The organism is Chryseobacterium subflavum (assembly GCF_055762745.1).
In genome coordinates, this window is the sequence record NZ_JBVTMR010000003.1 from 249,594 (window position 1) to 271,111 (window position 21,518).

Annotated in this window: 20 protein-coding genes; 5 read left to right on the forward strand and 15 right to left on the reverse strand. The window is 35.2% G+C overall.

The genetic code is table 11. The features are described 5' to 3' along the window. Positions 1 to 47: 47 nt before the first annotated feature. The 7 genes from AC0INN_RS14600 to AC0INN_RS14630 form a co-directional block, all read right to left on the reverse strand. Positions 48 to 842: a thymidylate synthase gene (locus tag AC0INN_RS14600; protein WP_306613822.1), complete on the reverse strand. Its 795-nt coding sequence runs from the start codon at positions 840 to 842 to the stop codon at positions 48 to 50. A 168-nt stretch (positions 843 to 1,010) separates the two neighbouring features. Continuing rightward, complete coding sequence (locus AC0INN_RS14605) at positions 1,011 to 1,649, reverse strand: hypothetical protein (RefSeq protein WP_306613824.1); 639 nt, start codon at positions 1,647 to 1,649, stop codon at positions 1,011 to 1,013. Between the two features lie 3 nt (positions 1,650 to 1,652). Then, a complete protein-coding gene (locus AC0INN_RS14610) occupies positions 1,653 to 2,093 on the reverse strand; it encodes a hypothetical protein (protein WP_306613826.1) in 441 nt (146 codons plus the stop codon). Positions 2,094 to 2,216: 123 nt separating this feature from the next. Further along, on the reverse strand, positions 2,217 to 3,563 hold the full coding sequence (locus AC0INN_RS14615) for an alpha-amylase family glycosyl hydrolase (RefSeq protein ID WP_306613828.1): 1,347 nt from the start codon (positions 3,561 to 3,563) through the stop codon (positions 2,217 to 2,219). A 174-nt stretch (positions 3,564 to 3,737) separates the two neighbouring features. Next, positions 3,738 to 4,334 (reverse strand): IS1096 element passenger TnpR family protein, encoded by a 597-nt coding sequence (locus AC0INN_RS14620; RefSeq protein ID WP_172279762.1) that lies wholly within the window; start codon positions 4,332 to 4,334, stop codon positions 3,738 to 3,740. Positions 4,335 to 4,467: 133 nt separating this feature from the next. Continuing rightward, positions 4,468 to 5,499: a sensor histidine kinase gene (locus AC0INN_RS14625; protein ID WP_172279764.1), complete on the reverse strand. Its 1,032-nt coding sequence runs from the start codon at positions 5,497 to 5,499 to the stop codon at positions 4,468 to 4,470. Between the two features lie 46 nt (positions 5,500 to 5,545). Further along, positions 5,546 to 6,223 carry a response regulator gene (locus AC0INN_RS14630; RefSeq protein ID WP_172279766.1) on the reverse strand — a complete coding sequence of 226 codons (678 nt, stop codon included), beginning with the start codon at positions 6,221 to 6,223 and terminating at the stop codon, positions 5,546 to 5,548. A 186-nt stretch (positions 6,224 to 6,409) separates the two neighbouring features. Here AC0INN_RS14630 and AC0INN_RS14635 point away from each other — a divergent pair, with 186 nt between their 5' ends. Together AC0INN_RS14635 and AC0INN_RS14640 are read left to right on the forward strand one after the other, a co-directional pair. Further along, complete coding sequence (locus AC0INN_RS14635; RefSeq protein WP_273648742.1) at positions 6,410 to 9,022, forward strand: TonB-dependent receptor plug domain-containing protein; 2,613 nt, start codon at positions 6,410 to 6,412, stop codon at positions 9,020 to 9,022. A 30-nt stretch (positions 9,023 to 9,052) separates the two neighbouring features. Beyond that, positions 9,053 to 10,276 carry a hypothetical protein gene (locus AC0INN_RS14640; protein WP_273648744.1) on the forward strand — a complete coding sequence of 408 codons (1,224 nt, stop codon included), beginning with the start codon at positions 9,053 to 9,055 and terminating at the stop codon, positions 10,274 to 10,276. 197 nt (positions 10,277 to 10,473) lie between these two features. Here AC0INN_RS14640 and AC0INN_RS14645 read toward each other — a convergent pair whose 3' ends face one another. The 8 genes from AC0INN_RS14645 to AC0INN_RS14680 form a co-directional block, all read right to left on the reverse strand. After that, positions 10,474 to 10,998 (reverse strand): hypothetical protein, encoded by a 525-nt coding sequence (locus AC0INN_RS14645; RefSeq protein WP_273648746.1) that lies wholly within the window; start codon positions 10,996 to 10,998, stop codon positions 10,474 to 10,476. A 285-nt stretch (positions 10,999 to 11,283) separates the two neighbouring features. Continuing rightward, the gene (locus tag AC0INN_RS14650) at positions 11,284 to 12,525 is read right to left on the reverse strand and encodes an amidohydrolase (protein ID WP_273648748.1); all 1,242 of its coding nucleotides are present in this window, start codon (positions 12,523 to 12,525) and stop codon (positions 11,284 to 11,286) included. An 81-nt stretch (positions 12,526 to 12,606) separates the two neighbouring features. Next, complete coding sequence (locus AC0INN_RS14655; RefSeq protein WP_273648749.1) at positions 12,607 to 13,452, reverse strand: AraC family transcriptional regulator; 846 nt, start codon at positions 13,450 to 13,452, stop codon at positions 12,607 to 12,609. 60 nt (positions 13,453 to 13,512) lie between these two features. Further along, positions 13,513 to 14,847, reverse strand: coding sequence for an amidohydrolase (locus AC0INN_RS14660; protein WP_172279778.1), 1,335 nt, complete (start codon positions 14,845 to 14,847; stop codon positions 13,513 to 13,515). Positions 14,848 to 15,038: 191 nt separating this feature from the next. Then, positions 15,039 to 16,322, reverse strand: a complete 1,284-nt coding sequence (gene hemL, locus AC0INN_RS14665; RefSeq protein WP_172279780.1) for a glutamate-1-semialdehyde 2,1-aminomutase — start codon at positions 16,320 to 16,322, stop codon at positions 15,039 to 15,041. A 45-nt stretch (positions 16,323 to 16,367) separates the two neighbouring features. Further along, a complete protein-coding gene (locus AC0INN_RS14670) occupies positions 16,368 to 17,420 on the reverse strand; it encodes a glucosaminidase domain-containing protein (protein ID WP_172279782.1) in 1,053 nt (350 codons plus the stop codon). A gap of 17 nt (positions 17,421 to 17,437) precedes the next feature. Beyond that, on the reverse strand, positions 17,438 to 18,346 hold the full coding sequence (locus AC0INN_RS14675) for a 1-aminocyclopropane-1-carboxylate deaminase/D-cysteine desulfhydrase (protein ID WP_306613835.1): 909 nt from the start codon (positions 18,344 to 18,346) through the stop codon (positions 17,438 to 17,440). A 55-nt stretch (positions 18,347 to 18,401) separates the two neighbouring features. Next, positions 18,402 to 18,728 carry a hypothetical protein gene (locus tag AC0INN_RS14680; protein ID WP_273648758.1) on the reverse strand — a complete coding sequence of 109 codons (327 nt, stop codon included), beginning with the start codon at positions 18,726 to 18,728 and terminating at the stop codon, positions 18,402 to 18,404. Between the two features lie 38 nt (positions 18,729 to 18,766). Between AC0INN_RS14680 and AC0INN_RS14685 the strand changes: the two genes are divergently transcribed. From AC0INN_RS14685 to AC0INN_RS14695, 3 genes are all read left to right on the forward strand, one after another. Then, positions 18,767 to 18,949: a DUF5522 domain-containing protein gene (locus AC0INN_RS14685; protein WP_089027353.1), complete on the forward strand. Its 183-nt coding sequence runs from the start codon at positions 18,767 to 18,769 to the stop codon at positions 18,947 to 18,949. 1 nt (position 18,950) lies between these two features. Continuing rightward, positions 18,951 to 19,478, forward strand: coding sequence for a DUF4136 domain-containing protein (locus tag AC0INN_RS14690; protein ID WP_172279788.1), 528 nt, complete (start codon positions 18,951 to 18,953; stop codon positions 19,476 to 19,478). A gap of 193 nt (positions 19,479 to 19,671) precedes the next feature. Further along, positions 19,672 to 21,474, forward strand: a complete 1,803-nt coding sequence (locus tag AC0INN_RS14695) for an endonuclease (RefSeq protein WP_273648761.1) — start codon at positions 19,672 to 19,674, stop codon at positions 21,472 to 21,474. Positions 21,475 to 21,518 lie beyond the last annotated feature (44 nt).

Sequence of the window (21,518 nt, forward strand, 5' to 3'; positions counted from 1 at the left end):
TAAAATATGAAGATTTGTTACATATTCAGTAACGTATGAAAATAGTACTAGATCGCCACAGGAGCCTTAATTCCAGGATGTGGATCATAATTCTCCAATGTAAAATCTTCAAAATTAAAGTCGAAAATATCCTTGATTTCAGGATTTAATTTCATTGTCGGAAGAGGTCTTGGGTCTCTCGAAAGTTGTCTTTGAACCTGTTCGAAATGATTATTATAAATGTGGACATCTCCAAAACTGTGGACGTAATCTCCCACTTCAAGATCACATACCTGAGCCACCATCATTAACAACAGGGCATAGCTTGCAATATTAAAAGGAACCCCAAGGAATACATCAGCACTTCTCTGATATAGTTGTAAAGACAATTTCCCGTCAGCAACATAAAATTGAAATAATGCATGGCAAGGTGCTAATGCCATATTAGGAATTTCCGCTACGTTCCAGGCAGAAACGATCAATCTCCTTGAATCAGGATTTTTTTTGATCTGATCGATCATTTCTGAGATCTGATCAACCACTTTATTATCGGCACCTCTCCAGCTTCTCCACTGCGCTCCGTAAACAGGACCTAAGTCCCCGTTTTCATCCGCCCATTCATCCCAGATGCTCACTCCGTTATCTTTTAAATACTGGATATTGGTGTCTCCTTTTAAGAACCAAAGCAATTCATAAATTATAGATTTCAAATGCACTTTCTTGGTGGTTACCAAGGGAAAACCTTTAGACAAATCATATCTCAGCTGATATCCGAAAACGCTTCTTGTTCCGGTTCCTGTTCTATCAGTTTTATCTGTTCCGTTATCCAGAATATGCTGTAAAAGGTCTAAGTAGTTTTGCATTGTGAAAGTTTAATTATTGTGCTTTTAATAAAATTATAACAGATGTCAAAGTTAATAAAAAAACAGTTGTGAATTTATTTTTCACAACTGTTTAACTTTTATTTTTATCCGGCTTACGATTCCCAGATCTCATGACAGGAACTCAATTTTCAGCCATTCAATAAGTAATTAACGTATAACTACCGCAACATCCTTTGTGTTTCCCTCTACTGATTTGATTTTTCCAAATTTTCTCTTTTCCATTATGGTATCATTCCAATAATCCAGAGTGACATTTCCAAATTTTATAAGTTTTTTATACTTACTCTGATCTATAATTTCTTTTCCACCAAAGTCTATTGATATATCTCCAATCGACTTTAATTTTCCAAACTTACTATCATCTATAATATCATGATCCCAATAATCTATAGACAGATTTCCTATCTTTTTTACCTTTCCGTTCTTTTCCTGATCAAAACGATCCCAGTAATCTATAGCAATATCTCCGATATTTTTTACTTTGCCATCTTTATCTGTATCAAATTGATCATAATAGTCAACTTTAGAATTTCCTATCTTTTTTATTTTTCCCATTTTATCCCGGTCGAAATATTGATCATCATAATAGTCGATATTCCCATTTGAAATGGAGTTAAATCCTGCAATTGATCCGTCATCATTAATGGTAATAATTATATCCCCCATTGTAATATCCACAGATATGAGATCGTAGGATTTCCCAGAAACATTAGCTCTTACCTGAGCCAGCAATAAAGAATTTGATATCAGGAATAAAAAGACGAATAGAATGTATTTTAGTTTCATAGCTTACCAGATATTTTCAATCGTTTGATGAACATTATTGATCTCAAACTTCTCTGCTATTTTCTTGCCAAACATTGCTTTTACTAACGGAGATTCTGTAGAAACGGTCATGATCTTCTGATTTTCAAATATAATTTCTCCAATTGAAACCGAAACATAAAACAATCCCTTATTCGTTTTTATTAATGCTCCATTTTGTACTTTAAAAGATGGTTCCGGAAGTATTTTTTGAATCAGAGCCTGTTGATTCAACACTTCATTGAGCTGTCTTTGAAGATGATTAATTTCCTGTTGCAGCATCTCACGGCCAGTTTCATATTTATCTCCCATGGAGCTTTTAGTATCATTATTTGAAGCGCGGGTTTCCGCAATCAGCAATTCAAATTTTTGTGCTCTTTCTGAAAGTTTTTCCTTAATAATATATAGTAGTCCTTCTTTATTCATATGAATTAAATGCCGTTATCCGAATTAAAAAGCGGGCCTTGGCCCGCCTCTGTAAGTATAATTTTTTTAAATATAATAAAAATGTTCTTAGATTTTAAGCCAGAATCTCAGAGGCTCTGATCTTCATTTTTCAAAAACCACATAATCAGAAACTTTAAAATTAAAATCTTTCCCTGTGGTGAAATCCCTTTTTGTACCATCAAAAACATTTCGGAAAGCTCCGGACAGATTTTCATCTTGAATACTGAAACTTACATCTTCTTTAGACATATTCAATACAACAAGAACTTCATTGTTACCATTTTTCCTGACATACGCTAAAATTTTGTCATTGGCCGTTGTATTTAAAAGATAAGTTGTTACATGAGTGTCTCCACCTCTTAATGCCGGATTTGAAGATTTCAAAGCCAGTAAGGTCTTATAAAAATCTGCAACCTGATAATTGGCAGTCCACTCAATAGGATCTTTTTCAAAGAATTCCAATCGTTTCATATTAGGTAATTCCTGTCCGGAATATAACAACGGAACTCCATTCCAGGTCGCTGAAAAAACAGCCATAGGCTTTGTGATGACACCATATTTTTCATATTCTGTTCCGTTCCATGAGTTTTCATCATGATTGGTCGTGAACCATGCTCTCATTGAAGCATCTCCAATGTTGGAATATTTCAATAATAAATCTTTCAGATCTTGTAATGACAGGTTCTTTTTATAATAATCTTCAGATTTATGCATCCAGGTCCACGAGTAACTTGCGTCAAAAATTTTCCCGTATTCTGGATTCTCCAATTCGTCAAATTCGCCTAACCAGAAAAGAGGCTTTAGGGTCTCTACCTCAGGACGGGCCTGCTGCCAGAAATCAACCTCAACCCATGAAGCAAGATCGCACCTGAAACCATCAATATTAGTTTCTTTAACCCAGAACTTCATTGCACCAATCATTTCCTTACGCATCTCCTGATTCTTATAATCAAGTTCGATAATATCATCCATTCCCGATGCAATATGGAATTTTCCATCCGGATCTTTTAAATAAAATTCAGGATGTGTTTTTGTCCAGACATGGTCCCAACCGGTATGGTTCGCCACCCAGTCGATGATTACCTTAAATCCTAATCTGTGGGCTTCATTTACCATGTGCTTAAAATCATCGAGTGTCCCGAATTCAGGATTAACAGACGTATAATCTGCAGCAGCATATGGACTTCCCAAGCTTCCTTTTTTATTTTGCTGAGCAATCGGCGTAACCGGCATAAACCAAAGAACTTTTATTCCCATAGACTTTAAACGGGGCATCTCTTTTTCAAAAGCTCTAAAAGTCCCTTCTTGTGTATATTGCCTTACATTGACTTCATAAATATTTGCAGAGTGTTTCCAATCTTTAGGTAAATCCATAGTCTTATTTGTATTTTGTACAGCACAGGAAACAATTCCCAAGCCAATAATTGCCAAAAAAATTAATTTTTTCATTAATTCCGGTTTTAACAAAAGTAAGGATTGTTTTATGATTAAAAGAGGAAAGATAGAACGGAAAAAGGGTTAAAAGCAAATTTAATTCTACCTTTTCAGCATTTCCGCCTGGCATAATTTACAAAAAAGCCCCGGACATTAATCCAGGGCTCTATATTTTTATTGTGTTACCAATTATCTTTCGTCATCGTTGTCATCATCTTCATCGAATACATCGTCATTGTAGTCTTCTTCTTCCTCATCATCAAAACTGTCGTCTTCATCGGAAAAATTCCCTCCGCTTTCGAAATCGTCATCAAAATTAAATTCATCATCGATAAGAGGCATTGCAGATTTCTTTTTAGATCCACCCCCGTTTCCGCTCTTGCTTGGAGCTTTTAACGGAACGTTTCCAAATCTGTATACTGTTATAGGATAATTAACTCCTTTGGTTTCCTCGATTACTTCAATTAATTCACAGAAGAATTCCCAAAGATCCAGAAGTCCATATTGAAACTGAGCTTTATTTCCTACACTTGCAAAAGCTTCATCAATATAAACATCTGACATAATTTCCCCATCACCGTCATCACTCATATCTTCTAATGGAACACTTTTTACTATCGTACCATCTTCTTCCAATAAATTAAAAGTTGAAAGTTCATCTCCCTGCAAGCTGAACGCACTCTTAATTCCCAGATGTAAATTCCATAGTGTCTGTTTTCCCTTCACTTCGATATCACGGAAAATATCTTCTTTCGCATCTAATATTACGCGGATCTTGTAAACCATATCAGTCTTTAAATTACTTTTTGCCTTTATTTATTATGATAAATTTCTGTTGCAAATATATAATAAATGACATGTCACAAAAAAATATTTCAAGATTTTTTAAAATATTTTTTTTCCTTACATTTTGCCCAGATTATTTACTTTTTTCAAGCATAAAACTGAATTTTGTACCTTCAAGGTACACGCTTTCAACTGTAATATTTTCTTTATGAGCTTCCAAAATATGCTTTACAATAGCCAAACCTAATCCGGAGCCTCCTTCTCTACGATTCCGGCTGGTTTCTACACGGTAAAACCGCTCAAATATCCTCGGAAGAATTTCTGACTTGATTCCCATACCGTTGTCAATAACTTCAATTAAAACTTTATTCTTAAGGACGCTGGTTTTCACTACAACCTTTGCTTCCTGCCTGTTAGCATAGTGAATAGCATTAGAGATCAAATTAATAAAAACCTGTGAGATTTTTTGTTTATCAGCTTCCACAAAGATCTGAGGATGCAGTGTCTGAATTTGTAATGTAGTATTGTGCTTTTCTGCTTCAAGATCAAGCAGGTCAAAAACTTCTTTGATTAAGAGATTAACATCAAATCTCGAAACCGTAAGATTGATTTCTCCGGCCTCAAGCCTGTTAATCATATCCAAATCGGTAACAATAGCAATCAGTCTTTCTACGGATATATCTATTCTTTCAAGATATTTATCGCGAATGGTCAGGTTATCTACTCCCCCATCCCTCAACGTTTCTACATATCCCTGAATTGAAAACAATGGAGTCTTAAGCTCATGAGAAACATTTCCTATGTACTCTTTACGATAGCTTTCCATTTCCTTCATCATATCAATCTCAGAAACTTTTTGCTGATTGAGATCTGAAAATCGCTCTCCTAATTCTTTAATGGTAATATTCTCGTCATTGGTATTTACAATTTCCTGTGGCAGGAGCTGGGAAAGCCCACGAACCTGTTTTTTACCATAGTAATTGAACAGCAGTTCAAGAACGAGGTAGTTCACAATAAATATAACAACGAGACATATGATCAGCCCTATTTTAAAAAACGGTGTTTTATAATAAATATCCTTCAGCGAATCAAAGATGATCACCAATAGAAACATCACCAATGTGATAAGACATGATGCTACAAGAGTAAGCCTGTAAAATTTCAATTTTACAAATTTTTTATGGTTATAAGGTAAAGGTAGGCTATTTCGATTAAACGATCAGTTTATACCCTATTCCTTTTAAAGTCTGAATGGTATTAATTCCTAATTTCTCTCTTAATCTTCTGATATGAACATCAATGGTTCTTTCTCCGACAATCACATCATTTCCCCAGACTTTCTCAAGAATTTCTTCTCTTTTGAAAACTTTTTCCGTATTGGAGGCTAAAAGATACAGCAGATCAAATTCTTTCTTAGGAAGTAAAAACTGCTGCCCGCTTTTAGAAACCCTGAAGTTATCTTTATCAATAATCAAGTCTCCAATTTCAATTAGCTTAGCATTGTCTGACACCTGAGATGTTAGCTGTAATAGGGCATTTACTTTAGAAATAAGGATTTTCGGTTTGATCAGCTTTACAATATAATCATTGGCTCCGGCCTGGAAACCTGCTAACTGAGAAAACTCTTCGCTTCTTGCAGAAAGGAATACAATCAATGATTTTTGAAGTTCCTTTACTTTTCGAAGTTCCTGACAAGTTTCGATACCATCTTTTTCAGGCATCATTACGTCTAGTAAAATTAGATCCGGAACAATTTCTTTGGCTTTTTCTATCCCTTCATTACCATTGGTAGCGGTATAAATATCGTAGCCTTCCTTTTCTAAATTGTAAGACAGAATCTCTAAAATATCGAGTTCATCGTCTATTAAGAGTATTTTCTTTTGGTTCATTTTCAATTTTTACGTGTCAAAGTTAATAATTTTTGTACCATAGAATAACAAATCATCTATCGTTCATATAAAGTTAACAATTATATTGTTTTGTTAATGTTTAGTTAAGGAAAAATTAAATTTAACTAAACCATTAAGACCGATAAACTTTTATTCCTTTGCACCGAAAGAATATAGTAAAATAAAATGAATTTTAGAAAAGCTAGTATAGCGGTTATTTTTTTAACCGCCTCATCGACTGCGTTTTACGCTCAAGATACCAGGCAGGACACCATCAAGAAAGAGAAGAAAATCGAAGGTGTTGTCATCCAGGGAAGTAGCAATAAAAAAACTGAAACTGCTGTATTAGGAGAACAGAAAAAAGCAATTATCCAGAAGCAGGCTGTAAGTGCTGAGGAAATTTCCAGAAAGGGAATTTCTAACGTAGAACAAGGCCTTACAAAGGTAACCGGAATTACTACAGTAGAAGGACGAGGGCTTTTCGTAAGAGGTCTGGAGGAAAGATATAATTATCTTTTAATTAACGGTCTTGGCTCTCCTTCCAATAACCCTTTCCAAAAAATCATTGCATTAAAGCAATTCCCTACCGACGTTGTGGGTAAACTCAATATCTACAAAACATTCAATTCTAACCTTTACGGAGATTTTGCCGGAGCTACTTTTGATATCGAAACTTTAACGATTGATAAGCCCTTTTCGAAAATTGAATTCAGTGTTGGAGTTAATACATTGAGTACATTCAGAGATAACTTTAAAGTGGCTGAGGGTGCAGATGGGATGAATGGATATTTGGGTTTAAATTCCAGAGATAGAAGACTTCCAAATGAAGTAAGAGATTATAGACCAAATACCCATAATTTTACTAAAGATGAATCATTAAATTCATTTAAGGATTCATGGAATGTAAATAATATTAAAACTCTACCAAATACAAGTATAGGTTTTACTACAGTACAAAAGGTAAAAACTGGTGAAACGGGAAATATTGGAATCTTATTTTCTTTGAATCAGGGCTCTAAATATTCATATAAAGAAGGAGATAATAATCAGTTTAGAGATAACGGACAGATTATAGAGGTAAGTAATCTACTCAACAAGAAAAGTTATATCTATGAACTTGAGTCCTCAGCATTGTTGGGAGCAGCGTATAAGAATAGGGGTACAAATATTAACTTAAACGCTATTTATTTACAAAACTCTGCTAATATTATTGAAGATTTTAAAGGTTATAAGAACTTCAGTGTGGAGGACAATCGTTTTTTTAGAACCAATCAACAAGATATTTCCAAATTTCTAAATTTACAATTAACAGCTTCTCAAAAAATCGGGGAACGTCATTTGTTTAAAGCTGGAGGCAGTTACGTTCTTAATAATTACAGCCAACCTGACAGAAAAATATTTGAACTTACTTATCCTCAAGATTTTAGTCATGCTGCATTTTCTTATGGTGGTAACAATTTAATCAGACAATATCTAGATGTTGATGGAAAATTCTATGCGTCAGCTTTTGGTGAGTACTCTGTTTTCCTTGGAGAAAAGGGTGATAAAAAAGAGTTCCCTATGCAATTGTCTGTTGGATATAATGGCTTTTCTGATATCAGAAAAAACTCTTATCGCTTTATTTTTGGTACGCCTAAAGGTACTAACACCCCTGTCTTTATAGATATTGACAGTCCTCAATCTACCTTAGAAAATTCAATTAAAAATGATAAACTATTTTATAAAGAAGACTCTGATGCATATTCCTATTTATCAAATATTTATCAGTTCGTAAATGCAGGATATCTAAATTTTGATTATAAACCAACTGAAAGTTGGGATATTTTAATTGGAGGAAGATTCGAAAATGACATGAGAATTATTCGTTACAACAAACCAGGGGTTTCTGATAGAATTAACCTTACCACGAATAAAAATTATTTTCTTCCTTCCCTTTCCATAAAGAAAGCTTTAGATAGTAAAAACAACTTAAGATTATCATTAAGTAAAACGGTTACTCGTCCTATCTTAATTGAAACAATGCCGATTGAATATATCAATCCGGATAACACAACTGTGAGAGGTAACGAAAATATTAAAAATAGTGAAAACTATAATATTGATTTAAAATGGGAGTATTTCCCATCTAATAAAGAAATGTTTGCAGTAAATCTATTTGCTAAAAGAATTGATAATGCAATTGAAAAGTCTATCGCTCCATCGGGAAATGCAAGTGGTGTAGTTATTACTTATTACAACTCCAAGAAAGCAACGCTTGCTGGAATAGAGCTAGAAGGTATATTAAGTTTAGGTAGAATTTCTGATGCACTTGATAAGTTTACGTTTGGTGCCAATGCAACATTTATGTATTCTGACGTAAAAAGGAGTGAAGAACAATTAAAAACAGAACGACCAAATATTGTTGGATTTACAGACGATCAGCTTCATAAAAGAGGCTTGCAAGGTGCTGCACCTTATACTATAAATGCTGATTTAAAGTATGAGTATAAGAATTCCAAAAATCTTAGCAGTACACTTTCTCTAGTATATAATGTTTCAGGATCAAAAATTTATGCTGTAGGTGGGTCTGGAACTGATAATTATTATGAAAAACCGTTTAATCAGCTGGATTTTGTTTACCAAAATCAAATTGATAAAAACTGGAATATAAAATTCCGAGTTCAAAATATCCTAAACAGTAAATATCGTGTTGAGTTAGGAGATGATAATTACTATACACTAAGAACAAACGATAACTATTCTCTAAACAATTATTTCAACGGAGTCAATTTTAACTTTACAGTTGGCTACACATTTTAAAAAATTATAAAAATTAAATCTTACTATAAAATGAAAAAGAATCTTTTAACTTTATTTTCCTTAGCTATAGCTTTGAGTGTAACATTGACTTCATGTACCATAGATATTAACGATGGGGACAACGGTAACGGAACAATAACAAATCCTGGCACCACTGAAAGTGTACTAAGTGGTAGCGGAACCCTTTCAGGTACAATTACAAAAGATATATTAATTAAGAAAGGAACTTATATTCTTGATGGTGTTGTGAAAATAACAAATGGTGCAACTATTACCATTGAGCCTGGTGCTGTTTTCAATGCTGTAACTACAAAATCAAGTAGCTTGGTAGTATTACAAGATGGTAAAATAAATGCTGTAGGAACTGCAAGTGAGCCAATTGTATTTACAACTACAAATAAGCAGCCTGGGGATTGGGGTGGAATTACATTATATGGAAATGCCCCAATTAAAGCAGTTAATGGGTTATCTCAAGCATTATCTGAAGATGGAAATAGTGTTTATTATGGAGGAAATGATGCAAACCATAATTCTGGAACAATGAAATTCGTTCGTGTAGAATATGGAGGAAAGAAAATTAATGATGGTACTTCAGAAACCAATTCTATGACATTCTATGCTGTAGGAGCTGGAACTACATTAGAAAATCTTGTAACTTACAAAGGAACAGATGACGGGTATGAATTCTTCGGAGGGACTGTAAGTGCTAAAAATATTGTTTCTTATGGCAACTTCGATGATTCATTTGACTGGCAAGATGCATGGAGCGGACAAAATAACACAAACTGGTATGCTTTCCAAACGGGTACAGGAAATTTCGGAATGGAGATTGAAGCTTCTGCAAACGTTGATAATATTGCACCAAAAATCTCTAATATAACTTTAATCAGAGATGCAAATACAAATCCAGAGGTTGCAGGTTCAGTAGAAATTTCTGCTATCCAATTTAAGAGACAAGGAACTGGTATTTTCTCTAACGTTTATATTAGCGGATACAAAAACTTAGGTGGTAAAAGTGCTTACTCAGTTCTTATACAAGATGCTGCAACTGAAACAAATCAAGTAAATACAGGAAAAGTAGTAGTTGCACCTATGACCTATCTTAACTCTGATAACGCTGGAGTTTGGGGATATGCATATAATCCAAACGGTGGAAAAACTTTCACAAACGCAACAACAGTTACAAAAGTTACATTGGTACCAGGAGCTTGGGCTACGGTAGATGGTGTTAACCTTTTAGCTGGATTACAATAAGCAAGTAATAGTTTCTCATATCACATTAAAAGCCATCAGAGAGTTTTCTGATGGCTTTTTTAATTTATTACACAAAATAGGCATTGAAAATCTTCAATACCTTTTATATAATTCTGTTTTCTAGGAAATCACAAAGATATATCCTAACATGTTTACATTAGTAAAGTTTGGTCATAGTTAATTAGTTTCGTTGTTGATCAGATCGTAAAAAAATCTTTTGGAATTACTTCTTTCATTTCCTTTGTCTTGAGCAGTCGGTTTTGTCCATAATGCTCTATGGAAATCACCTTCTTCAAATCACTTTTAGTAATTTTAGGTTCCAGAAGTAAGGAGTAAAATTTTGCAATGTCTACCCTTAAACTTTCAGTCTCTATGCTGTATTTTTCTTCACCCGACTTAAGACATTGATCAAATAATTTTAGCAGCTGATGAAAATGAATCAATTCTTCTTTTGAAAGAGTCGTTTTTTTGTTGAAAAGCTTAAATTTACCTTTATTGTTCCTGGTCTCTTCCTGGGCAGGAAAGTCGTTAAAATCCCCATCGGGAACATTCAACTTAATCTTCAGATAGCTAATCATTTGTTCAGGGGATATTCTTTCCTGATAGTAATCGTGGAGTTCTTTAAGGGAAGTCCACCTGCTTCTATCAAGTGATAAATCCACTTGTCGCAGAAAAGCATAGAAGAAAAGAATTTGTTTGTAATCTACTTCTAATTCATTCATAATATACAGTAATTTATAAGGGCTTTCCCCCTATTAGTAATAATGTTGGGAAAGTAAAAAAATAGTTTTTCGTAAAAATATTTGTGTGTAAGGTGTGTATTGTATACTGCAAAAGTACACGGTAATGACAATGCGAATTTATTTCATTATTAAATAATAAACATATATTCTTATGTAAAATTAATATTAAAATTACCTTAACTGTATTTTTTTCAACATAAAATAAAAACACCAAAGTAAATTACAATGGTGCCCGGTTACAAAAACAAGTATTAAAAAATTATATTAAAACTCTTTCCAGAGTAAATGATCCTGGATCAGTAATCCCTCTATTTTAGGGACTCTTGCTACAGCTTCTGCAGAACAGCTCGCATTTAAAAAGACAGCATTTGCCTGGTCTCCTGCTTTTGGCCACTGCATTTCTCCTTTTTCATTTAGAGGAAAAACATTTCTCGTCGCAAATCCTAAAGTCCTTGAAAGTTCAAATTCTGTCTCATATCCATATAACTCAGCAATCAAATTAGCCTTCTGAAGCATATTTCCGGATCCGAAAGTGCTCCAGTGATCCTGGACATTATCATTTCCTACCAGAATATTCACTCCATATTTTTTGAACGCTGGAACAGGCATAATTGTTCCTCTGAAAGGAATAGAAGAGGCTACTCCCACCTTAGCATTCGCAAGTCTTTCAGCGATTTCATTTGTTTCCTTTAAAGATAAATGCCCCAGGGCAAAAGCATGGCTGATGAAAGTTTTTTCCTTGAGAACCGGATTTTCAATAACCTTATCGATCAGATAACTGATGGTTTTCATCCCCGATTCACCTATTTCATGCAAATGAATATCAATTCCTTTCTCATAATCCAGCGCCAACTGAACGGTGAAATCAATTACCTTTTCAATATTCCCATCAATTGAATAGGGGTCTAAGCCACCTATAAAGCTTACACTTTTTAAGGCAGCCGCTTCTTTCATCAGGTGAGCCGAATCGGTATAATACAATCCATGTTGAGGGAAAGCCACCAGTTCAGCACTGAAAAAATCTTTTTTATGTTCTAATGCTTTTTCTAAGTTTTCCAGGGATTGTAATCCTGAAGTAGGATCGACATTAAAATGAGTCCTCGCAAAAGTGGTTCCGTAAGACTGCAATAAAGAGATCAGCTCTCCTCCTCTTTCAACCGATGTCTTTAAAAGCTCAGGAATGATTTCCTGTTCATAAGCAATCATGTCTTTCACTGTTTTTCTTTTCGGCGATATTGCCTGCCATGGAAGTCCATATAAAGTTTTGTCCAGATGGATATGCATGTCACTAAATGCAGGGAGCATCAGTTTGCCATTTACATCAATCCCACCGGAATGTGCATCACCAGGTAGGATATTTTTTATTGTTCCTTTTTCAATTTCAACACAAAACAAATCCGTTTTTGTTCTGATAACGTCTTTCTCATCGTAATCGAATCCGGTTTCCAGGCGGACGTTTTTCAACAGATAGTTTCCGGAGGCAATAACCTTATAGTCTGGCTGCATACTTCTCATTTTATGATAACAAAGTTAAGCCCACCATTTCTAAAACAGGTGTACCAATTATATGATGCTTTGTACGGATTATTACTCTTTAAATTGTGAAGGTGTCATTCCGGTTTGAGCCTTGAAAAATTTTGAAAAACTGGCGTGATCATAAAACCCAAGATCATATACAATATCTTTTACAGACATTGCAGACACTTTCAGCAGACGCTTGGCCTCAAGCAAAATGCGATCCTGGATCAACGAGGAAGCCGATCTATTCAGGTTCTTTCTGCATATTATATTTAAATAGTTGGCAGAGATATTTAATTTTTCCGCATAAAAAGAAACTGAACGTTCTTCTTTAAAATATTGGTCAATAAATGACAAAAATTTAGATATTACGGGATTGGAATTAAAAATTTCAAAATCATTAAAAGCTCCTTCTACTGATTTACTGATCAGCAAACCAATCACTTCTCCTCTTTTTTGAATCAGTTCCCAAAATACAGGCTTATTATTTAAAGAATCTTTAATAGCCTTAAATTCGTACAAAAGCTGCTGAAAGATTTCCTCAGAGACATCAATCACGGGATGATTCTGATAATAAGATGCTGAAAACCGTAATACCGGAAGAAAATTTTCAAACCATTCACGGCTGATCATCAGCTGATATCCTATTGTCTCTTTCTCTATCACCCATTGATGGACCTGTCCGGGAAAAACCAGGTGAATCTGACTATTTTCAACTTTGTACCCCACAAAATCAATTGTATGAAAACCTTTACCTATTTTAAAAAGGTTAATAATGAAAAAATCATGCTTATGAGGCTCATCGATTGATCTTTCACCATACAGCTCATTAAACAAAAGATGACAACCTTTTGACTGGTCCTCACTGAATTCATGAATACCTAAGACGGGAAAATAATCTGACTGATGGCTCATTCCGCTTTTAATTTACTCTCTAAAATAAGTAAATTCTGCCAGAATAGATCACAACCTCTATCAAAAAACAATCGTACCCTGATGAACGAGAGATTCGATATGGGAAATTCTTGAAACCGCCTCAGCAGAACAGCTCGCATTTACAAACACCATATTGGCATCATCCCCTTTTTTAGGCCACTGCTGATTTCCGTTATCATCCAGCGGAAGTACATTTCCTGTTGCCAGTTTTAAACTCCTTGATAGTAAAAATTCTGTTGAATATCCATACAATTGCGCCATCAGATTTGCTTTCTGCAATACGCTTCCTGAGCCGAAAGTATTCCAGTGATCAACAATACTGTCATTACCCGTCAGAACTGTTACACCATATTGATACAATAATGGAATCGGCATAACAAGGCCTCCGAAAGGAATGGTAGAAACAATTCCTATTTTAGCGGCAGCCAGCTTTTCTGCAATTGCTTCCTGTTTTGGTTTTTCAAGCTTCCCCAAGACAAAGCAGTGGCTCAAATAGGTTCTTCCTTTGAGAGATGGGTTTTCATTCACTTTATTAATAAGATACTCTACTGTTTTTAAGCCGGATTCTCCGGACTCGTGCAAATGAATATCAATTCCTTTGTCGTGATCCAAGGCAAGCTGAACTGTAAAATCAATTGTTTTTTCAATAGCTCCGTCAATCGTATAAGGATCTACCCCTCCTATAAAATCAATATCCATAGCAGCTACTTCTTTAAGATAAGGCACCGAATCCGTATAAAAAACACCATGCTGAGGAAAAGCAACCAACTCCGCTCCAAATGTTTTCTTTTTATTCTCCAATGCTCTTTGAAGGTTTTTCAGGGAATCCAGTTTGGATGTAGGCTCAATATTGACATGGCTTCGCGCAAAAGAAGTTCCTTTAGATTGTAAGAGCTCAATCATTTTTTCTGCTTTAAAAGCTGAATTCTTCAACATTTCCGGAAGTATCTTCTGCTCCAGGGCAATCATTCCCTTTACTCCGCCTGTTCTTTTCCTTACAGCCTGCCAATGATCTCCATAATATGTTTTGTCTAAATGAATATGCATATCTTTAAATGCAGGCAGCATTAAAAATCCCTTTGCATCAATCGCTTTAGCATTAGGCTGGTTTGGAGTAATGCTTTTTATTTTTCCATTTTCTATATCAACACAAAACAGATGGGTCTGCGTAGAAATCACCTCCCCTTCTTGATATTGAAAACCGGTTTCCAACCGAACATTTTTAAAGCTCAGTTTTCCATTACTTAAAGTTTCATTTTCAAAAAGCAGGCTTGCAGCATTCATTGTTCCGGATGTTAATGTTGTTAAACCTGCCATTGCCAAGGCAGAGCTTTTAATGAAGTCTTTACGGGTTATATTGCCTGAGGTGTTCATATCCAATCTATTTATTACAAAAATAAATATAACAGAGATGAAGGACAGGTATAGTTTATAACAATGTCTGTACAATTTATTGTGAAACTCATTTTGCGGAAAATTTTATGTATACCGGTATCTGGTGTATTTAAAAACAAAAAGGACAAGATTGATAAATCCTGTCCTTTTTTATTTTTGTTTCTATTGAGTTAAGAATACTCAAATTTCCTTACAGCTTCCAGCGTCATATCGATTTCCTTCTCTTTGATCGCATCACTGATAAAATACGTTTCATAACCGCTTGGCGGAAGGTAAATTCCATTGGTTAGCATTTGATGGAAAAAGTTATTGAACAAGGAATGATTCGCTTCCTGCGCTTCATCAAAGTTTGACACTCTGTTGATATGAAAGAAAACAGACATCATAGAACCTTTTCTGTTGATTTTATGAGCAATCCCTTTTTCATTTAAAATTTTTCCAATTTCAAAATCTAAAGTTTCCGTAGTTCTATTAATTCTTTCAAAAAAGTTCGGATCATTTTTAATCAGCTGAAGTGTTTTTAATCCGGCTCTCATAGCTAAAGGATTTCCGCTCAGTGTTCCAGCCTGATACACTCCTCCTTTCGGAGCCAGGTGATCCATGATCTCATTTCTTCCCGCAAAGGCTCCTACAGGAAGTCCTCCTCCGATTACTTTTCCGTAGGTAACCAGATCTGCTTTTACATTGAACAACTCCTGAGCACCGCCAAAAGCTAATCTGAAGCCGGTCATTACCTCATCAAAAATTAATAAAGCTCCATTTTCATCACAGATTTTTCTTAAATTCTGTAGGAAATTATTTTCAGGTAAAACACATCCCATATTTCCGGCAACCGGTTCTATGATTACGGCAGCTATTTCTCCCTGGTTATGACGGAACAGATCTTCTACCTGCTCAAAATCATTGTAGCGGGCCAAAAGAGTATCTTTAGCAGTTCCCTGAGTTACACCGGGTGAATTTGGGTTACCAAAAGTAGCAGCTCCACTTCCGGCTTTGATCAAAAATGAATCTGAATGTCCGTGATAGCATCCTTCAAATTTTACAATCTTATCTCTTCCCGTGTATCCTCTTGCCAGCCTGATTGCACTCATACAAGCTTCAGTTCCAGAAGAAACCATCCTGATCTGATCAATGTTCGGAACATTTTCTACGATGAATTTTGCAATTTCCGTTTCCAGCTCTGTAGGAGCACCAAAGGAAAAACCTTTTTCTGCCTGTAATTTAAGTTCTTCCAATACCTCAGGATGGGTGTGTCCAAGAATAGCGGGTCCCCATGAATTAATGTAATCCACATAGGTGTTGTTATCCTCATCTGTAAGATATGCACCTTTTGCAGACTTCATAAAAACGGGAACACCTCCCACTGATTTGAATGCCCGTACCGGAGAATTTACTCCGCCCGGAATGTATTGATATGCTTCATTGAATAAAGCTGAACTTCTTTGATATCTCATGTTACGTAAAGAAATGCGCCTCTCGGCGCATATATATTTTATTATTTAATTTCTCGGCTTTTTATCTATCAGATAAATCAACTGTCCAGGCGAAGGTTGTTGTCCTTCATCCATTCTGTTTTTTGCGTATAGCTTGTGTAGTTTGATCCCGAATTTCTGCGCGATGTCGTGCATATCTTCACCAGACTCGGCTTTATACACGGCCGTATTTCCTGTGGAATTTTTAGATTCAAGAAATACGATATCATTTTTCTTTAAAGCAGTTCCTTCTAATTCGTTCCATTTGATCAATCTGCCTTCGCTAACCTTAAATTTGTTGGCAATGTATTTTACATCTGTATCCTCTGGAATAACGATATATTTCAGTCCGTCATTAGGATGGCTTTTTATCAGTATAGAATTAAGGATTTCAGCTTTTGTTTTAATTCTTTCTACCCTTTTCTGCTGTTGTGCATAAGAAGTCTGTTTATAAGGTACATTCACTGTAACAGGATCTTTTTTTGCGACTTTAGAAGGTTCTAATTGTGCCATGAAAGTTCTGTCATCCTTAAGGTTCGGATATAAGCTTAGTACGGCATAAAGAACCTCTTTGGAATTGGTATTGTCAAACTCATACAGTTTATATCTTTCAATTTTACCAATAAGAATGGAAGCATAACGCGGATTGGTTGCATATCCTGCTTTTTTTAATCCGTACGCCCATGCTCTGTAATCTTTCATATCCAGCTTGAAAAGATTGGTGTAGTACTTTCTTGTTGAAAGGAATATGGAATGATCTTCATAAGACTGCCTTGGATCTTCATACACACGGAAACATTCGTTCGGAGCATCATCCGTATGCTTCATTGTTTTCCCTGTCCAGTCTTCTTTGCATTTTATCCCAAAATGATTTTTCCCTTCCAGAGCCAATCTGCTTTGCCCTCCCCCTGTTTCCAGAAGCCCCTGAGCAAGCGTAATAGAAGCAGGAATTTTATATTTTTCCATTTCTTCTACTGCATATTGTGCAAATTTCTGGATGTATTGGTCTTCAGTAGCCCAGGTCTGAGCTGAGAATTTTGATAAAACTAAAAGGCTTACGAGTAAGAAAAGTCTTTTCATGTTTTTCAATTTTTACTTTATATAATTAATTTTCTATTTTGTTTTTCTAAAAGCAAATTTGCGCCTTCAATTCCCTGCAAACCGCCGGTATGGAAGCATAAAATTCTACTATTCTCAGGAAAATATCCATCATCTATCAGTTCAAAAACCTTCTGCATCATTTTCCCTGTATAAATCGGCTCCAGCGGAATCTGGTATTTCTCTTTAAAATCATTTATAAAACGGATATTCTTATCCGTTATTTTCCCATAACCTCCAAAATCAGAATCTATTAGATGATAATTTTTCTTCAAGGTTAATTGGGCTATGGTATCCTCCAATGAAGAATCACCAACCACCTTAAATCCTATAACCTGCTGATTATCTTCACAAAAATTAGAGATCCCGGCAATTGTTCCTCCGGTTCCAACTGCGGTGCAAAGATAATCAAAATCTTTTGTTTCATGATTCAGCATCATTTTCACGCCACGAACGGCATCTTCATTGGTACCTCCTTCGGGAATGATTAGGGCATCCGGAAATTCATGCTGCAAAAACTCAGATAATTTTTCTTTATTACGATATTCCTCACGCGAAACAAATTTCAGATTCATTCCATTCCTGAATGCAAAGAGAAGTGTTGGATTATCACGCCATTTTTTAGAGAGTTCTTCTCCTCTTATAATTCCAACTGTACGAACTCCTGCTAACTTCCCTATCGCTGAAACTGCTGAAATATGATTAGAATAAGCACCGCCAAAAGTGATGATGAGTGGATTTTCAATTGGTTTTTGAAGATAGGTATTAACATTATGAAAAAGTTTCCAATACTTATTCCCCGAAATCAGTGGGTGGACAAGATCTTCTCTCTTAAGAAAAAGACTGATATTCTTATCCATCTTTATTTCATCAATCGGAATAGGCTCTGCAGGAATCTGTAAAATCATTTGTTTTAAAAGTAAGACTGAAACTAAAGGCAAAATTACCATTTTTAAATCTTATCTATCTGTACTTCCAAAAACTCCAAAGTTTTCTGCTCTTAAGATAACCTCCATCATCTTCCATAGCATAGGCTTCTTTTTCGAATGAAATACTCCGGTAAGCCAGATAAGCATCTTTTAACCTGAAAAAGTGATAGTAATATTCTATAACATAAAAGATATAAAAGAAAATAATCAACAGTTCCAGTTGTTGTCTTAAATGAATTTTTTCGTGATTGATCAATACATTATTTTCCTTATCTTCGGGTTTTCTTACGAAGATAAAAGGAAAAAGAGCAATACCATTAATTTTTAATTTTTTTAATGGTTTTTGGCACACAATTATCATAATAACAAATATAAAAGTTTTTGATCAAGATTTAACTTATGGCTCATTTTGACATCAAAGAACATGAAGACTTCTACTATAACGAACAGGGATATAAAGTCTTTACGGAAAAGTTTCATCTGAAGCGAGGATATTGTTGTAAGAGTGGCTGTAGACATTGTCCTTACGGATACGATAAAAAGACTGATACATTCATTAAAAACGATAAAAAAAATAAATAAAATGAAAAAATATATTTTTATTTTGTTAGCCGCGGCTACTTTAGGTTTAACCTCCTGCAGCCCTTTTCAGGTTCGTTCTGACTATGCCGAAACTGCTAATTTCACTTCTTATAAAACATACAAAATAAGAATTGATGATTTGAAACTTAACGATATTGATAAAGACAGGGTTTTGAATGAATTATCAAAACAGCTGCAGAGCAAAGGTCTTTCATCGGGAGAAAATCCGGATCTTATTGTTAATGTAAAAGCTAATCATAAAAAAGTAACGGATATCAACAGTTATTCACCATACGGAATGTGGGGATGGGGAGGACCTTTTGGATGGGGTATCGGAATGAACAGAACATGGACCAGTAACTATAATGAAGGAGCATTAATTGTAGACCTGGTAGATACGAAAAGCAATAAGCTGGTTTGGCAAGGTATAGGAAGCGGAATATCTGTAGACTCACCAAGAGCTAAACAAAGACAGATCCCTGAAATTATGGCGGAAATTATGAAGAACTATCCTCCACAAAGAAAATAAAGATTATTTTAAATCAATTATACTGAGCCAATGCATGATTTTGCATTGGCTTTTTTTATTAATTTGTAGTTCATCACGGTAGTTATCTTATCAAATATATACCATACATAATATAAACGGCCAAAATTAACAGAAATGTAATTTTTCATTTCATAAAAATGTAGTAATCTTACACCCTAAATTTTTATTAAATATGAAAAAAATTATCTTATTTCTTGCTTTAGCAGGTATTGCTAAAGCCCAGGCTCCTGCAGGATACTATTCTTCTGCCAATGGATTAACAGGGGCTGCTTTGAAAACAGAACTCAGTTCCATTATTACGAATGGTCACCAGGACAAAGGTTATGGAGGACTTTGGACCGGATATAAAACTACCGATATTGATAAAACTTATGAAAACGACGGATCTATCATGGATATTTATTCCGAGAAACCCAATAGTGCGGATCCGTACAACTATACTCCGGTGACGAATCAATGCGGAACTTATTCAGTAGAAGGAAATTGCTATAACCGTGAACATATTGTACCACAAAGCTTGTTTAATGAAGCATCACCGATGGTTTCGGATATCAACTTCATCAGAGCTACCGATGGTAAAGTAAACGGAATGAGATCCAATTATCCTTTCGGAAAAGTAGGAACAGCAACATTTACATCCAAAAATGGATCAAAATTAGGGAACTCCGTATCTTCAGGGTATTCGGGAACAGTTTTCGAGCCAATTGATGAATTCAAAGGGGATGTGGCCAGAATGATCTTTTATTTTGTAACACGTTATCAAAGTAAGCTTTCTTCTTTCTCTTCAGGTAACATGCTAGGAAACACAGCTTTTCCGGGGTTACAAACCTGGGAGCTTAATGTTCTTTTAGCATGGCATAATCAGGATCCTGTTTCTCAGGCAGAAATCTTAAGAAATAATGCTTCTTATACTTATCAGGGCAATAGAAATCCTTTTATTGACAATCCTGCTTATGTAGATCAGATCTGGGGATCTCAACAACCATCAAACGATACTCAGGCACCTACAACAGTTACGGGCCTTAGTGTTTCAGGTAAAACATCAAGTAGTGTATCTCTTTCATGGACTGCCTCAACGGATAATGTTGGCGTTTCCTCTTACGACGTTTATATGAACGGAAGCTTAAAAACCAATGTAGCTTCAACTTCTGCAACAATTTCAGGATTGAGTTCATCCACAACTTATACTTTTTATGTAGTAGCTAAGGATGCGGCTGGAAATACTTCTTCCGACAGCTCAACAGTTTCTGCAACTACAGAATCCGGAGGAACAACGAATCCAGGTACAGATTGTGTCAATGAAAATTTTGAAACCATTCCTACGGGAAGTTCATCAAGCTATTCTACAAGAACATGGACCAATGGTGGAATTACCTGGACTGCAACAGATGCAAGAACCGATCAGACGATTTCCAATAAGGCGATTACTGTTCGTGATGGTTCTTTAAAATCGAGCAGCTCAGCTAGTGGTATCGGATCATTAACGGTAACTACTCAATTAAAATTCAGCGGAAGCGCAGGAACGTTTAATGTTTTGGTAAACGGAGTACAGGTGGGAACAATTCCTTACAGTGCAACAACTGCAACCACAACAATCAATAATATTAATGTTTCCGGGAATGTAGTAGTGACATTGGATAATAATTCATCAAGCAATCGTGTAGCTCTTGACAACCTCAGCTGGACTTGCTATTCCGGAACAGGAAAGCAAGGCAAGAGTATCTCTTCTGATGTTCAGCCTGAGTCAAAAGATTTACAGGTTTATCCTAATCCCATTTCAAATCAGGAGATCTTCATAAAAGGAGAAACTCAGAATATTAAAAAAGCTGAGATCTATAATTTGCAAGGAAAAGTAATGGAAACAATTAACAGCCCCTTCAAAAACAGCAGGAATTCAATTAAAATTAAAAATCTTGAGCAAGGTATCTATATCTTAAAACTGGATAATTCCAGTCTTAAGTTTATCGTTAAATAAGCTTTCATGATTTTATTTTAAATAAAAAAAGCCTTCTCTTTATT

Bases quoted from the DNA above. Each gene is read 5' to 3' on its own strand.
- AC0INN_RS14650 (WP_273648748.1), bottom strand. From the start codon at position 12,525: ATGCAGCCAGACTATAAGGTTATTGCCTCCGGAAACTATCTGTTGAAA.
- AC0INN_RS14660 (WP_172279778.1), bottom strand. From the start codon at position 14,847: ATGAACACCTCAGGCAATATAACCCGTAAAGACTTCATTAAAAGCTCT.
- AC0INN_RS14645 (WP_273648746.1), bottom strand. From the start codon at position 10,998: ATGAATGAATTAGAAGTAGATTACAAACAAATTCTTTTCTTCTATGCT.
- AC0INN_RS14675 (WP_306613835.1), bottom strand. From the start codon at position 18,346: ATGATTTTACAGATTCCTGCAGAGCCTATTCCGATTGATGAAATAAAG.
- AC0INN_RS14615 (WP_306613828.1), bottom strand. From the start codon at position 3,563: ATGAAAAAATTAATTTTTTTGGCAATTATTGGCTTGGGAATTGTTTCC.
- hemL (WP_172279780.1), bottom strand. From the start codon at position 16,322: ATGAGATATCAAAGAAGTTCAGCTTTATTCAATGAAGCATATCAATAC.
- AC0INN_RS14640 (WP_273648744.1), top strand. From the start codon at position 9,053: ATGAAAAAGAATCTTTTAACTTTATTTTCCTTAGCTATAGCTTTGAGT.
- AC0INN_RS14635 (WP_273648742.1), top strand. From the start codon at position 6,410: ATGAATTTTAGAAAAGCTAGTATAGCGGTTATTTTTTTAACCGCCTCA.
- AC0INN_RS14695 (WP_273648761.1), top strand. From the start codon at position 19,672: ATGAAAAAAATTATCTTATTTCTTGCTTTAGCAGGTATTGCTAAAGCC.
- AC0INN_RS14670 (WP_172279782.1), bottom strand. From the start codon at position 17,420: ATGAAAAGACTTTTCTTACTCGTAAGCCTTTTAGTTTTATCAAAATTC.
- AC0INN_RS14685 (WP_089027353.1), top strand. From the start codon at position 18,767: ATGGCTCATTTTGACATCAAAGAACATGAAGACTTCTACTATAACGAA.
- AC0INN_RS14630 (WP_172279766.1), bottom strand. From the start codon at position 6,223: ATGAACCAAAAGAAAATACTCTTAATAGACGATGAACTCGATATTTTA.
- AC0INN_RS14605 (WP_306613824.1), bottom strand. From the start codon at position 1,649: ATGAAACTAAAATACATTCTATTCGTCTTTTTATTCCTGATATCAAAT.
- AC0INN_RS14600 (WP_306613822.1), bottom strand. From the start codon at position 842: ATGCAAAACTACTTAGACCTTTTACAGCATATTCTGGATAACGGAACA.
- AC0INN_RS14655 (WP_273648749.1), bottom strand. From the start codon at position 13,452: ATGAGCCATCAGTCAGATTATTTTCCCGTCTTAGGTATTCATGAATTC.
- AC0INN_RS14690 (WP_172279788.1), top strand. From the start codon at position 18,951: ATGAAAAAATATATTTTTATTTTGTTAGCCGCGGCTACTTTAGGTTTA.
- AC0INN_RS14610 (WP_306613826.1), bottom strand. From the start codon at position 2,093: ATGAATAAAGAAGGACTACTATATATTATTAAGGAAAAACTTTCAGAA.
- AC0INN_RS14680 (WP_273648758.1), bottom strand. From the start codon at position 18,728: ATGATAATTGTGTGCCAAAAACCATTAAAAAAATTAAAAATTAATGGT.
- AC0INN_RS14620 (WP_172279762.1), bottom strand. From the start codon at position 4,334: ATGGTTTACAAGATCCGCGTAATATTAGATGCGAAAGAAGATATTTTC.